At 71.1% G+C, this 14,006-nt stretch carries 13 protein-coding genes; 7 read left to right on the top strand and 6 right to left on the bottom strand.

Translation table 11 applies throughout. The features are described from left to right. Positions 1-8: 8 nt before the first annotated feature. Positions 9-1,166, top strand: coding sequence for an acetyl-CoA C-acetyltransferase (locus ACIBVL_RS01440; protein ID WP_399089915.1), 1,158 nt, complete (start codon positions 9-11; stop codon positions 1,164-1,166). 13 nt (positions 1,167-1,179) lie between these two features. Here ACIBVL_RS01440 and ACIBVL_RS01435 read toward each other — a convergent pair whose 3' ends face one another. The 4 genes from ACIBVL_RS01435 to ACIBVL_RS01420 are packed head-to-tail and all read right to left on the bottom strand — an operon-like array spanning position 1,180 to position 4,531. Beyond that, positions 1,180-2,226, bottom strand: a complete 1,047-nt coding sequence (locus ACIBVL_RS01435) for an NAD(P)H-dependent flavin oxidoreductase (RefSeq protein ID WP_399089912.1) — start codon at positions 2,224-2,226, stop codon at positions 1,180-1,182. Continuing rightward, entirely contained in the window at positions 2,226-2,945 is a 720-nt protein-coding gene (locus tag ACIBVL_RS01430) for a CoA-transferase subunit beta (RefSeq protein ID WP_399089909.1), read from the bottom strand. The genes ACIBVL_RS01435 and ACIBVL_RS01430 overlap by 1 nt, the downstream gene beginning before the upstream one ends. Further along, entirely contained in the window at positions 2,942-3,778 is an 837-nt protein-coding gene (locus ACIBVL_RS01425; RefSeq protein ID WP_399089906.1) for a CoA transferase subunit A, read from the bottom strand. Before ACIBVL_RS01425 ends, ACIBVL_RS01430 begins: the two co-directional genes overlap by 4 nt. Further along, positions 3,779-4,531, bottom strand: a complete 753-nt coding sequence (locus ACIBVL_RS01420) for an enoyl-CoA hydratase family protein (RefSeq protein WP_399089903.1) — start codon at positions 4,529-4,531, stop codon at positions 3,779-3,781. It abuts the gene before it with no gap. A gap of 85 nt (positions 4,532-4,616) precedes the next feature. On the opposite strand from ACIBVL_RS01420, the gene ACIBVL_RS01415 reads away from it, so the two are divergent. Beyond that, the gene (locus tag ACIBVL_RS01415; protein WP_399089900.1) at positions 4,617-5,363 is read left to right on the top strand and encodes an SDR family oxidoreductase; all 747 of its coding nucleotides are present in this window, start codon (positions 4,617-4,619) and stop codon (positions 5,361-5,363) included. A gap of 1 nt (position 5,364) precedes the next feature. Next, positions 5,365-6,273, top strand: a complete 909-nt coding sequence (locus tag ACIBVL_RS01410) for an SDR family oxidoreductase (RefSeq protein ID WP_399089897.1) — start codon at positions 5,365-5,367, stop codon at positions 6,271-6,273. 46 nt (positions 6,274-6,319) lie between these two features. Here ACIBVL_RS01410 and ACIBVL_RS01405 read toward each other — a convergent pair whose 3' ends face one another. Both ACIBVL_RS01405 and ACIBVL_RS01400 read right to left on the bottom strand, forming a co-directional pair. Further along, entirely contained in the window at positions 6,320-6,499 is a 180-nt protein-coding gene (locus tag ACIBVL_RS01405) for a hypothetical protein (RefSeq protein WP_399089894.1), read from the bottom strand. A gap of 129 nt (positions 6,500-6,628) precedes the next feature. Beyond that, positions 6,629-7,525: a hypothetical protein gene (locus ACIBVL_RS01400; protein WP_399089892.1), complete on the bottom strand. Its 897-nt coding sequence runs from the start codon at positions 7,523-7,525 to the stop codon at positions 6,629-6,631. A gap of 86 nt (positions 7,526-7,611) precedes the next feature. Between ACIBVL_RS01400 and ACIBVL_RS01395 the strand changes: the two genes are divergently transcribed. From ACIBVL_RS01395 to ACIBVL_RS01380, 4 genes are all read left to right on the top strand, one after another. Further along, positions 7,612-7,962: a chorismate mutase gene (locus ACIBVL_RS01395; protein WP_399089889.1), complete on the top strand. Its 351-nt coding sequence runs from the start codon at positions 7,612-7,614 to the stop codon at positions 7,960-7,962. 91 nt (positions 7,963-8,053) lie between these two features. Next, positions 8,054-10,537, top strand: coding sequence for an aminopeptidase N (pepN, locus tag ACIBVL_RS01390; protein ID WP_399089886.1), 2,484 nt, complete (start codon positions 8,054-8,056; stop codon positions 10,535-10,537). Positions 10,538-10,936: 399 nt separating this feature from the next. Continuing rightward, positions 10,937-11,572 carry a DUF3800 domain-containing protein gene (locus ACIBVL_RS01385; RefSeq protein ID WP_399089883.1) on the top strand — a complete coding sequence of 212 codons (636 nt, stop codon included), beginning with the start codon at positions 10,937-10,939 and terminating at the stop codon, positions 11,570-11,572. A gap of 175 nt (positions 11,573-11,747) precedes the next feature. Beyond that, positions 11,748-13,952 carry a hypothetical protein gene (locus ACIBVL_RS01380; RefSeq protein ID WP_399089880.1) on the top strand — a complete coding sequence of 735 codons (2,205 nt, stop codon included), beginning with the start codon at positions 11,748-11,750 and terminating at the stop codon, positions 13,950-13,952. Positions 13,953-14,006 lie beyond the last annotated feature (54 nt).

Raw genomic sequence — 14,006 nt, 5'->3', positions numbered from 1 at the left:
GAGTCGCCATGGCCGAGGCCTACATCGTCGAAGCGGTCCGCACGCCCGTGGGGCGGCGCGGGGGAGGGCTCGCCGGGGTGCATCCGGCGGACCTCGGAGCGCATGTCCTGAAGGAACTGGTCGCACGCCAGGACTTCGACCCGGCGGCCGTGGAGGACGTCGTCTTCGGCTGCCTGGACGCGGTCGGGCCGCAGGCCGGAGACATCGCACGCACCTGCTGGCTGGCCGCCGGACTGCCCGAGGAGGTGCCGGGCGTCACCGTGGACCGGCAGTGCGGGTCCTCGCAGCAGGCCGTGCACTTCGCCGCGCAGGCCGTGCTGTCCGGCACGCAGGACCTGGTCGTCGCCGGCGGGGTGCAGAACATGTCGCAGATCCCCATCGCCTTCGCCACCCGGCAGGCCGCCGAGCCGCTCGGCTTCACCCAGGGCCCCTTCGCCGGCAGCGAGGGCTGGCGCGCCCGCTACGGCGACCGGCCCGTGAACCAGTTCGCCGGAGCCGAGATGATCGCCGCCAAGTGGGGCATCAGCCGGCAGGACCAGGAGGAGTTCGCGCTGCGCTCCCACCAGCGGGCCGTGCGGGCGATCGACGAGGGGCGCTTCGCGCGGGAGACCGTCGCCCACGGCGAGGTCGCGGTGGACGAGGGGCCCCGCCGGGACACCTCCCTGGAGAAGATGGCCGGCCTCAAGGCCGTCATGCCCGGCGGGACCGTCACCGCCGCCTGCTCCTCCCAGGTCTCCGACGGAGCGGCCGCCCTGCTGCTCGCCTCCGAGCGGGCGGTGCGCGAGCACGGGCTGACCCCCCGCGCCCGCGTGCACCACCTCTCCGTACGCGGCGAGGACCCCATCCGCATGCTGACGGCACCGATCCCCGCCACCGCCCACGCCCTGAAGAAGACCGGTCTCACCATCGACGACATGGACCTCGTCGAGATCAACGAGGCCTTCGCCCCCGTCGTCCTGGCCTGGCTGAAGGAGACCGGTGCCGACCCCGAGAGGGTCAACGTCAACGGCGGCGCGATCGCCCTCGGCCACCCGCTCGGCGCCACCGGCGCCAAGCTGATGACGACGCTCCTGCACGAACTGGAGCGCACCGGCGGCCGCTTCGGCCTCCAGACCATGTGCGAGGGCGGCGGCCAGGCCAACGTGACGATCATCGAACGGCTCTGAGGAGGGACGGTCGTCAGGAGGCCGTGAGCCGGTCGCGGACCTGGTCGGCCTCCTTCATGATCCGCTCCAGCAGCTCCGCGCACGACGGCAGGTCGTCGATCACCCCGGCGACCTGCCCCGAGGCCATCACCCCCAGATCCGTACGGCCGTCCACCATCGCCGACTTCAGCAGCATCGGCGTGTTGGCGGCGAGCAGCACCTGGCTCCAGGACAGCTCCTTGCCGTGTCGCATGGCGAGCCCGTCACGGACCAGCTGCCGCCGGGTGAGCCCGGACAGCCGCCGGAAGCCTGCCGCCCTGCGCACCGCCTGCCACAGGGCCCTCGCCCGGCCGGAGTCCTCCAGCGCGGCCACCAGCTCCGTCCGCAGCATGCGATGCGGCAGCCCGTCCACCGCCCGGGTCACGGTGACGTCCCGTACCGTCGCCGCCAGATATTTCGCCTTCACCGCGTCCGGCACCGTCGAGTCCGAGGTCAGCAGGAACCGCGTCCCCATCGCGACGCCCGCCGCGCCGTAGGCCAGCGCAGCGACCAGGCCGCGCCCGTCGAAGAAGCCCCCTGCCGCCACGACCGGGATGTCCACGGCGTCCACCACCTGCGGCAGCAGCACCGTCGACGCCACCTCACCGGTGTGCCCGCCGCCCTCCCCGCCCTGCACGACCACCGCGTCCGCACCCCACGCGGCGACCTTCTCGGCGTGCCGGCGGGCGCCGACGGAGGGGATCACGACGACCCCGGCCTCCTTCAGCTCGGCGATCAGCTCCCGGGAGGGCGCCAGCGCGAAGGACGCGACCCGCACCCCCTCCTCGACGATGATCCGCACCCGGTCCCCGGCGTCCCCCGCGTCCGCCCGGAGATTGACCCCGAACGGCGCGTCCGTACGGGACCCGACCTCACGTATCGCCTCCCGCAGCCCGTCGACGGTCATCGTGGCGGAGCCCAGGATGCCCAGCGCCCCCGCGTTCGCCGCCGCCGACACCAGCCGCGGGCCCGCCACCCATCCCATCCCGGTCTGCACGACCGGATGCCGGACCCCGGTCAGCCGGGTGAGCGCGGTCTCCATCAGCTCCCGACCTCCCCGGCCCGGGTGGTGCCCGGATCGATCACCTCGCGGATCAGGCGCAGTTCGGTGGCGGTCGGTTCCCGGGTGTACGGCACCTCGTCCGGCACCACGAGGTCGAACCCCGTCGCCTCCCGTACCTGCTCGACACTCACCCCGGGATGCAGCGAGGCCAGCCGCATGGCGTGGTCGGGCGTGGCGAAGTCGAAGACACCGAGGTCGGAGACGACCCGCGGGATGCGGTGGTGGCGTGCGCCGGCCGCACGGTCGTACCCGACGCCGCACACCATGTCGACCTTCTCCACGAAGACCCGCCGGGAGTGCTTCGGTATCCAGTAACTCGTCGGATTGTTCAGGGTGTTGACCGGCGCTCCCCGTACCCCGAGCAACTGCCGCCTGGGTTTCGCCCAGTCACCTATGCAGGAGATGTTCTGGTTGCCGTACCGGTCGATCTGGCTCGCGCCCATCATCACGTGCCGCCGGCCCCCGGTGACCAGGGTCAGGTGCTGCCGGTAGGGCAGCCAGCCCTCGACCGTGCCGTCCACGCCGACGAGGAGTGCCTCACCGTCGGTCAGCAGCAGGTCCGGCGCGAAGCTGCGCCGGGCGAGGCGGGCGCCCACGGACGGGATCACGCCCATCGGACTGGCGAGGATCTCGCCCCCGCCGCGCCATGCCTCGGCACAGGCGACCACGCAGTACTCGGCCCGGGTGACCTCGCTCATGTCTCCTCCCCGACCGCCGTCTGGTACGCCTGTTCGTCCCCGTCGAGGAAGCGCGCCGCGAACTCCGCCCAGGGCGTGGTCGCGTACCGCTTCTGGAACGCCTCGTCCCGGCCGTAGTCGGGGGCGCAGGACGTGAAGTGCGCGCCGTTCGGGGCCTCGACGACCCCCGTCACCGTGTGCCGCTTGATCAGCAGCGACTGCGGCGCGGCCTCCTTCGTCAGCTCGGCGGTGTCGACGATCCGTTCGCACGAGACGTACGCCGTGTCCGCCGCCTCGCAGAACAGGTCGTCGAAGTACGGGTCAGGGCCCAGATACTGCCCGTTGCCCTGCCGGTCGGCCCGGTTGACGTGCACCAGGGCCGCGTCCAGCCGCAGGGCGGGCATGGCCACGAACGTCTCCTGGTCCTCGTAGGGAGAGGTCACCGTCCGCAGACCGGGGTTGACCCGCATCACGTCCGAGCCGATCCCGGCCCGCACGGGCAGGAAGGGCAGCCGGTTGGCGGCCGCGTGCAGCCCCCACATGAACATCGCCTCGTCGACCTCCATGAGCTCGAAGGACCCCTGCTCGCGGGCCGCGCGGTAGTGCGGTTCGAGGGGGATGGAGTCGAGGGTGGCGAAGGCGGCGACCAGCTTCCGGATCCGTCCGGCGGCGGCCAGCATGCCCACGTCCGGCCCGCCGTACGAGACGACGGTGAGATCGGTGATCTCCGACCGGAGCAACGTCCTGACCAGCGCCATCGGTTTGCGGCGCGAGCCCCAGCCGCCGATGCCGAGGGTCATGCCGCTCTCCAGCCGGGAGACGACCTCGTCGGCGGTCATCGTCTTGTCACTCATCTACGCACCCTCCTTCCCTGCCGTGCCGAAGGCGTCCCGGACCCGGTCGGCCACCCCGCTGACGCTCGCCTCGAACGTGAAGCCCTGCTCGAAGCGGTAGCTGCGGCGCACGTCGACCGGGTCGATGCCGTTGATGGCCTCCTTGGCCAGCCGCAGCAGCTCGCCGTCCTTGGCGGCGATCTCCCGCGCCAGCTCCAGTGCCGCCGCGCGCAGTTCCTCGCGCGGCACGACCCGCCACACCGAGCCGTGCGCGTGCAGCTCGGCCGCCGTGACCGTGCGCGAGGTGTAGTACAGGGCGCGCATCAGAGGGCGGGGGACCAGCCGGGCCAGATGCGTGGCCGCGCCCAGCGCGCCCCGGTCCAGCTCGGGCAGGCCGAAGGTGGCGTCCTCGCTCGCCACCACCACGTCCGCGTTCCCCACCAGGCCGATGCCGCCGCCCAGGCAGAAGCCGTGCACCGCCGCCAGCACCGGGACCTCGCACTCGTACACCGCGGCGAACGCCTCGAAGCAGCCGCGGTTGGCGCCGACCAGAGCGCTCGGTCCCTGCGCCTGTATCTCCTTGATGTCCACGCCGGCGTTGAACCCCCGGCCCTCGGCGGTGAGCACCACGCACCGGGTCTCCGGTTCGCGGCCCGCCGCGCGCACGGCGTCGGCCAGCGCGAACCAGCCCCCCACCGGCAGCGCGTTCACCGGCGGGTAGTCGACCGTGACGACGGAAATCCCTTTTTCCGGGGACGAGGTGGAGACACTCATCGGCGCATCAGCTACCTTTCCACCAAACGTTTGTTAGGTTCGATGCTTCGAAGCTAGCAGCCGACCCGGACAAGCGGGAGAGCCTGTGGACAACTCGCTGCACGGCAGGACCGTGATGGTCACCGGCGGCACCCGGGGCGTCGGCGCCGGCATCGCCCGGGCCTTCGCCGAGGCCGGCGCCGAGGTGCTCGTCTGCGCCCGCCGGCCGCCGGAGGTCCCGGTCCCCGGGACCGGGTTCATGCCGTTGGACGTGCGGGACGCCGACGCCGTACGGCGGTTCTTCGCCGCGCTGCCCCGGCTCGACGTCCTCGTCAACAACGCGGGCGGCGCCCCCTACCGCCTGCTCACGGACACCGGCGCCGAGCGGCACGCGCGCGTGATCGAGCTCAACCTCCTCGCGCCCCTGACCGTGTCCCTCGCCGCCCACGACCACCTCAGGCGCGCCCGGGGCTGCGTGGTGATGATCGGCAGCGTCAGCGGCACCCGACCTTCGCCCGGCTCGGCGGCGTACGGCGCGGCCAAGGCGGGCCTGGAGAACCTCGCACGGTCCATGGCCGTGGAGTGGGCGCCGGAGGTGCGGGTGAACACCCTGGTCGTCGGCATGGTCCGCACCGAACTGGCCCACCTCCACTACGGCGACGAGGACGGCGTCGAGGCCGTCGCCCGCACGGTCCCGCTGGGCCGGCTCGCCGTCCCCGACGAGGTGGGCGCGGCGGCCGTCTTCCTCGCCTCCGACGCGGCCGCGTACATCACCGGGGCCAGCCTCACCCTGCACGGGGGAGGGGAGCGGCCCGCCTTCCTCGACGCGGCGACCGCCAACAAGGAGACGTGAGATGAGCGGAATCTGCCACGGACGGGTCGTCGTCGTCACCGGCGCCGGACGCGGGCTGGGCCGGGCGCACGCGCTCGCCTTCGCGGCGGAGGGGGCACGGGTCGTCGTCAACGACCTCGGCGTCGGCCTGGACGGCAGGCCCGACGCCGACGGCCCGGCCGAGCGGGTCGTGGACGAGATCCGCGCGGCGGGCGGCGAGGCGGTCGCCCACGGCGGCGACATCGCCACGCCCGAGGGCGCCGCGTCCCTGGTCACCACCGCCCTCCAGGCGTACGGCCGGCTCGACACCCTCGTCAACAACGCCGGCTTCCTGCGCGACCGCATGCTGGTCAACCTGGACGAGGACGACTGGGACGCCGTCATACGCGTCCACCTCAGGGGCCACTTCCTGCCGCTGAAGCAGGCCGCCGCCCACTGGCGGACCGAGGCCAAGGCCGGCCGCACGCCCACCGCCCGGGTCGTCAACACCAGCAGCGGGGCGGGCCTGCTGGGCTCGGTCGGCCAGGGCGGCTACAGCGCGGCGAAGGCCGGGATCGTCGCCCTGACGCTGGTCGCGGCGGCCGAACTCGCCCGCTACGGCGTCCAGGCCAACGCGATCGCGCCCGCCGCCCGCACCCGGATGACGGAACAGACGTTCGCCGAGACCATGGCGGCCCCGGAGTCCGGGTTCGACGCCATGGCCCCGGAGAACGTCTCGCCCCTCGTCGTCTGGCTGGGCTCCGCCGCGAGCGCCGGCGTCACCGGCCGCGTCTTCGAGGCGGAGGCGGGACGCATCACCGTCATGGAGGGCTGGCGCCCCGGCCCCACCGCCGACAAGGGCGCGCGCTGGAGCCCGGCGGAGGCAGGGGAGGCCGTACAGAAGCTGCTGTCCGAGGCCGAGCCGCCGGGGGCGGTCTACGGAACCTCCTAGGTTCCTTCCATTGAACGGGCCGTGGCCTTGCGCTGGGCCTCGGTCGTCACGGCGAGGAACCGCCATCGAGGAACGCTCGGGCGGCCGCCCCGACGCCCTCGGCAGCCTCGTCCTGTCCGCCGTACCCGCCGACCCGGCCGGCGGCGCCTCCGGCGTCTTCTCCACCGCCCAGCGGTTCGGCGGTGCCCTCGGCGCGGCAGCGATCGGCACCGTGTTCCTCGGCCACACCGACATGGGCCTCACCCAGGCGCCGGGCACGGCCATGCCACGGGTGACCGGCGGGTTCGTGCTCTGCGCGGCCCTGTGCGCGTTGCTGCCGCCCACGGCGACCACCCACGACCGACCCACGACCGACTCAGGTGTCGCACTCCAGGACCGTCCGGCACAACCCGCACCGCGCCCGCACCCGCCCCTTCACCGGCACCCGGATCCGCTGGTGGCAGGTCGGACAGGGAAACGTCACCCGCAGCGGACCCCGCGGATCCGGAGCGAAGGAATACGGCGAGCCCGGGACCACCGCGACCGGCCGATGGTCCTCGGCATGCCGCCGGTCACGCGCGTACCGCCGCCGCCCCGCCCAGCCCGCCGCCGTCAACGGAGGCTGCCGCCCGTCATGACGAGCCCGCTCCAGACCCCGTCCGTACGCCGTGTACGCCTGCGCACTCGTGAACCACGTCGACGGATCCTCTCCGAACACCAGCGACCGCTTCGCCAGCACGTACCCGAACTCCTCCGGCGTCAGATACCCCAGCTTCTGCGAGGACACCCCGTCCTCCCGGTAGGCGTCCAGCAACAACCAGCCCGCCCCCAGATACGTCGTCGCCGTGTCCGTGAGGATCTCGTTGTCCCGCGTCGCCGGGAACGACAGATCAAGACGGTGCAGATAGACGTGCATGATCTCGTGGGCCAGCGCCGCGCCGATGTCCCGCCGGTGCCTTCGGAAGCGGTCGTTCAGCTCGACGAAGTACTCCGGGCCCGCCGTCAGTTCGATGTTCGCCGCCTGCTCCATCTCCCGGAACGCGACGATCACCCGGGCGTCCGGCAGCCGGAAGTGCCGCACCAGCTCACGCGCCACCCGCTGCGCCCCCAGATGCAGGTCGTCGGTGTCACAGAACGCCACGTCCGCCGGGGGCACACTGGTGGCGAACTGGTGGATGGTGTCGTACGACAACCGCCGGTACAACGCCGTGACAGCGGTCCGCACCGTCTCCAGATGCGGATAACCGTGCTCGACCGGTCCGCCGTTGGCCACGCCCGCACCCCCAAGACGTCGTGCACCCGATTCCACTCTACGGGCAGCACGGACGCCCGCGCGGGCATGCCCTAGGGTGATCGCCCATGACCACCAGCAACACCCCCCGGCCCGCCACCGGCGACGTCGACCCGGCCGTCCGCGAGGAGCTCGCCCGGCTGCGCGACAGCATCGACAACATCGACGCCGCCGTCGTCCACATGCTCGCCGAACGCTTCAAGGCCACCCAGCAGGTCGGCCACCTCAAGGCCCGCCACCAGCTGCCGGCCGCCGACCCGGCCCGCGAGGCCCGCCAGATCGAACGGCTGCGCACCCTCGCCGAGAACGCCAAACTCGACCCCGCGTTCGCCGAGAAATTCCTCAACTTCATCATCGCCGAGGTGATCCGCCACCACGAGCGCATCGCCGAGGCCGCCGCCGCACCCACCACCGGCTGACGGGCCCGGCGCCTCCGGCGCGAGCGGGAACAAAAGGCGCGTACCGATCCGCCCCTGTGCCCGCACTGCGGTATCAGGCAGCATGTCGTTCATGTCCGTACTGACGCGCGACGAAGCGCAGAACCGTGCCCAGCTCCTCGACGTCCACCGCTACACCATCGAGCTCGACCTGACCACCGGCGACGAGACCTTCGGTTCGCGCACCGTCATCGAGTTCACCGCGCGCGCCGATGGGGACACCTTCGTCGAGATCAAGCCCGCCGAACTGCGCTCCGTCACCCTCGACGGACACCCGATCCACCCCGACAGCCTGGACGACAACCGGCTCGCCCTGAAGAACCTCGGCGCGGGAGAACACGAACTGCGCGTCGACGCCACGATGCGCTACTCCCGCACCGGCGAGGGCATGCACCGCTTCACCGACCCCAGCGACGGCGAAACCTACCTCTACACCCAGCTCTTCATGGACGACGTCCAGCGGGTCTTCGCCGCCTTCGACCAGCCCGACCTCAAAGCCGTCTTCGACCTGACCGTCCAGGCCCCCGAGGAGTGGACCGTCCTCGCCAACGGCGTCACCGAACACCTCGGACAGGGCCGCTGGCAGGCCGCCCCCACCCCCCTGATCTCCACGTACCTCGTAGCCGTCGCCGCCGGCCCCTGGCACTCCGTGCGCACCGAACACCGCGGCCTGCCCTTCGGCATCCACTGCCGCCGCTCCCTGGCCCCCTACCTCGACGCGGACGCCGACGAACTCCTCGACATCACCCGCGCCTGCTTCGACCGCTACCACGAGAAGTTCGCGGAGCCCTACCCCTTCGACTCCTACGACCAGGCGTTCGTCCCCGAATTCAACGCCGGAGCCATGGAGAACCCCGGACTCGTCACCTTCCGCGACGAGTTCGTCTACCGCTCCGCCGTCACCGACACCGAACGCCAGACCCGCGCCATGGTCATCGCCCACGAGATGGCCCACATGTGGTTCGGCGACCTCGTCACCCTGCGCTGGTGGGACGACATCTGGCTCAACGAGTCCTTCGCCGAGTACATGGGCTACCACACCCTCACCGAAGCCACCCGCTTCACCGACACCTGGACCGACTTCGGCGTCGTCCGCAAGGCCTGGGGCTACGACGCCGACCAGCGCCCCTCCACCCACCCCGTCGCCCCCGAGAACGTCCCCGACACCGCTTCGGCACTGCTGAACTTCGACGGCATCTCCTACGCCAAGGGCGCCTCGGCCCTGCGCCAACTGGTCACCTGGCTCGGCGAGAAGGACTTCCTCGCCGGCATCAACACCCACTTCGCCCGCCACAAGTTCGGCAACGCCACCCTCGCCGACTTCATCGACTCCCTCGCGAGCAGCACCGAACGCGACGTCCACGCCTGGGCCGACGCCTGGCTGCGCACCACCGGCGTCGACACCCTCACCCCCGTCGTCACCGGCACCAACGGCGACCACTTCCTCACCGTCGAACGCACCGGCAGCCGCCCCCACCGCATCGCCGTCGGCCTCTACGACCAGGACCTCGCCGACGACGAGGGCCGCCTCACCCTGCGCGAACGCCTCGAACTCGACATCCCGCAGAAGGCACCCCAGCCCCTCGGCAAGCGCCCCGCCATGCTCCTGCTCAACGACGGCGACCTCACCTACGCCAAGATCCGCTTCGACGCCCGGTCCGCCCAGGGTGTGCACTCCACCCTCTCGGGCCTGCCCGACCCCCTCACCCGCGCCGTCGTCTGGAACGCCCTGCGCGACGCCGTCCGCGACGGCGAACTCGACCCGACCGCCTACCTCGACACCGCCCGCACCCACCTCCCGCACGAAACCGACCTCGCCCTCGTCCAGGGCGTCCTCGCCTTCGCCGGCACCCAGGTCGCCAACCGCTACCTCGCCCCCGAGCAACGCCCCGCCGCCCTCGCCACCCTTTCTTCCCTCTGCCGCGACCTCATCCGCCGCACCGAGGACGGCGACCACCCCGGCCTGCGCCTGATCGCCGTACGCCACTACATCAACGTCGCCGCCCATCCCGACACCATCGCCGCCTGGCTCGCCGACGGCACCGTCCCCGGCGGCCCCGAACTCGACCCCGACCTGCGCTGGCGCGTCCTCGCCCGGCTCGCGGTCCTCGGCGCCACCGACGAGACCGCCATCGCCGCCGAACTCGAGCGCGACCCCTCCGCCACCGGCCGGGAAGGCGCCGCCCGCTGCCGCGCCGCCCTGCCCGACGCCGAGGCCAAGGCGAACGCCTGGGCCGCGATGTTCGCCTCCGACGACCTCTCCAACTACCTCTTCACCGCCACCGCACAGGGCTTCTGGCAGCCCGAACAGGCCGACCTGCTACGGGAGTACGTCCCCCGCTTCTACGAGGACGCCGTCACCGTCGCCGCCCGCCGCGGCCCCGCCATCGCCGACGCCGCCGGCCACTGGGCCTTCCCCGCCCACGCCATCGATCCCGAATCCCTCCAGCACGGCGAGACCTGCCTGCGCGAAGCCGACCCGATCCCGGCCCTGCGCCGCAAACTCGTCGACCAACTCGACGACCTGAAGAGGGCGTTGCGGGCGAGGGGTGAGTGAACCCGGTGGCGCTCTCCCCGCTCGGGCGTGGGGGAGAGCGCCACTGGGGGCGCGGCTTAGAGAAGTTGACGGTGTGAAAGATGCGGGTCTAGCCTGAAAGGAGTACGAGCCCTTCATTGCTCCGCGACCAAGCAGACGGCACCAGGCCGGATGCCACTCGCACTCGAACTGGCGGACCCCAGAGATCGCTTGAATCTCAGCGGGCCACCGAGGGAGAGGACGAGGAGCGAAGCGATGGACGACGCAGCGCGTATCGCCCGAATCCGTTTGCCTGACCGGCCCGAAGGCCGGCTGGAGTGATCAGTTCGATGCGGTGCAGCCGCCTGTCGTTCTGACGACCCTTCGGATTCGAGCGAAAGGCCAGGAACAGCCATCAGCGCATCTCAGCCGGTCGATCGTGTGTACTACATCGACGACTCCGGCATTCCCAGCACTGGCCTCGCGCTCTATACCGCTGTGGGCGTCCCGAAGGCCGAAACCGCACGTGTTCTGCGTGCCTGGCAGGAACTGCGCGACCGTTGGTCGCGTGACCATGGAATCCCTCCCGAGTACGAGCTCCACGCGAACGGCTTCCTCGCCGGCCGCGGGCGTCCCGGTGGCCGCAACCCGCTCAAGATAGAGCGCTACCGCATGGCCCAGGAAGCCCTCGACGTGATCGCGGCGCAGCCGGACCTCGACATCGTCACCGTCTACACCCAGGATCCCGCCCACTGGGGACGGGCCAAGCGACGCGCCTACGACCGGCTTCTGCGCGTCCTTGACCAGCGGCTGGCCGAGACGGGCGAGAACGCCGAACTGGTCGTCGACGGAGACGGCAGCGAGCACCTCTACGACGAGGTGCACCTGAACCTGCGCCCGAGCCGCATCCCGCTCCCCGCCGTGGCGGTCCCGGCCCATGCCTCGCCGTGGCTGCAGATGGCCGACCTCGTGGCGTACTGCGGCTGCCAGACGATCGCCCGCCGGGAGAACAGGCAGTTCATGTGGGGGTGGTACGCCCGGCACCTGCCCAAGGCACCCGCACCCGAGCGGTGCTGACCGCCACCTACTACATGACGAACCCCGGCCGATGGCCGGGGTTCGTGGAAGCAGACCTGGCACGCGCTTCCGCGCGGCCCTGACTGCACCTTCGAGTCTACCGGTCTGGTTGGCACCGGGCCAGTGAACAAGCGAGCGATTTACGGGACCTCGGCGGCCCAAAGGAAGGAAGAATGTGAGTACATCCACGGAATCCCAGGATCTGATCGACTCCAGTCAGCATATCGAAGCCTCCGAAGACGGCCCCGAGACGATCTCGTTCACCTTCGAAGGCGAGGAATTCACCGTCTCGGGCTTCGAACGCACCCTGCCCGATCCCTCCACCCCCGGCGACCGCGCCCAACTCGTCAAGGCCGGCCTGCAGGCCGACGGCGCCGCCCTCGACGAGGACGCTTGGCACGCCGTCGCCCGCGCCATCATCTCGCCCGAGGCCGCCGCCGCCCAGTTGCGTTCCGCCAAGGGACAGGCCTCGGCCCTGATCGAGGAGCACGTCGAAGGCGCCACCCTGCGCTCACTGCACACCAGGGTCTGGCTGACCGAACTGTTCCCCGGGCACCAGCCACGCACCAGCCAGGGTGCCCTGCCCGTCGAGGATCCCGAGGTCCACGGCGATGTGGACGAGCAGGGCCGCCCCTACGCCCGGGTCGTCTACCGCTACCGCGACAGGAAGCATCTGCGTGACCACCTGGCCCAGACCATACAACAGACCAGGCACGCCAACCCCAACCCCTACGACCGTTCGATCCTCGCCCGGCGGATCACCCGGGCCGTCATCGCCCACCCTTGCCGACTCGAATTCGCCGACGGCGACGAACACATGGACGTCCTGGCCGTACGCGACGGCATCACCCGGCTGACCAGCGCATGGGCCCTCCTCACGGAAGGCACCTCGCCCTACGCCGACGACATCGCCGCCACCGCGCTGCGCATGCTGACCGCCGAGAAGACGCAGCGACGAGGCTCCGCCGAGAGGTCCCTCAGCCAGCGCATGGCGCTGGGGCGGCAGGAAGCACTCAACGGGCTCCTGGCGGAATTCCAGCGAGGCGTCAATCAGCCGCAGCCCGCGGACCGTTCCGTACGGCTCGGTCAGACGCTCGTCGTGCCCGCCCAGATCACCGTCGGGATCCACCGGCACGGCTCCGCGGGACTCTCCGCCGAGGAGGTCTTCGACGACGCCGTCCGCTCCATCCTCGCCTCGATCCACGTCGAATTCCGGCACTGGGAGGCCGCCGCACAGAACGTGGAGGTCGGAAGCCGTGCGATCAGCAGAGTGCGCCTCCCAGGCCTCCCGCAGAACAGCCTGCTCGACGGAATCATCGGCCTCGCCCTGGGACGCCGCAAGCCGGAGGACCTGCCCGCCGTCTTCGGCAGGAACGACATTCCTGGAACCCCTCTCTGGCGCGCCGTCTACCTGACCCACTTCCTCACCCGGCCCGAGGTCCTCGAGCAGGTGAAGAAGTTCGCCAAGGACATCAAGGGCACCAGCCAGATGAAGACCTCGGGGTACGCCGAACTCCTCGGTCCCGTGATCGACCTGCCCTGGCGCGGCTACAAGGCGGGCTCACTCCAGCAGGCCCGCAACGCCTGGGCCAACGGCGGCGTACTCACCAAGAAGGTGCTGAGCGACTGGCAGCCCACCCCCAGCCAGGACTTCATCGACCTCGTCGAACCGGCGCTGAAGGGGAACAACCACGCCCGCCAGACCCTCGCGGTCGCGGGCGGAATCGCGCTCATCGCGGACAAACTCATCACCCGCAACGTCGGGTCGGCCGTGGGCAAGACCGTTCCGTTCCGCGCCAACACAGACCAGATCGTCGCCGGCCTCGCCGAATCAGAGGAAGGACTGTGGAGCCTTGCCTTTGCGGCCCGGGCCTTCGAGGCCAAACGAGAGTGCCTGAACTCCTTCACGGACGCCCAGCTTCTGGCGCGCAACCCGGCCGACATGTACACCATCCCGGCCGTCGACCTGACCGCACCGGACAAAGTGGCACGCGACGCCGGTGGCCGAGCTGTCCAACCGCTCGACCAGTGGACTGTCGTCGCCCTCTCCAACCCCGACAAGGCACAGCAGGCCGAACAGGAGCGCCAGCAGCAGAACGAGGACGCCGCTGACTCCGAGCAGACCGTCGCCGACAAACTCGCCGTCGAACGGCGTGCCCTGCGACAGGCCGTCACCGATGCCAGGTCCGCTGTGGAGCGGTTGCTGAAAATCGCGGACGGTCCCGAGGCCAGAGCCACCACCGTGCACCCCTTCGGCTCGCAGGAGGAACTGGATCGAATGATCGCCGAGGTGCGTCAGCTCGTCGGCCAGATCACCCTGCACAGGCAGGCGACCGAAGCGGACCCGGAGGAAGAGGAGGACGACGAGTTCACGGACTGACCCGCCACTCCGCGACGATCGGTACCCCCTTTCGGGTACCGATCGTTGCTCTTT

The organism is Streptomyces sp. NPDC049687 (assembly GCF_044465285.1).
In the GTDB taxonomy this organism is placed as follows: Bacteria; Actinomycetota; Actinomycetes; order Streptomycetales; family Streptomycetaceae; genus Streptomyces.
This window is presented reverse-complemented; position numbering and strand designations above follow the sequence as displayed.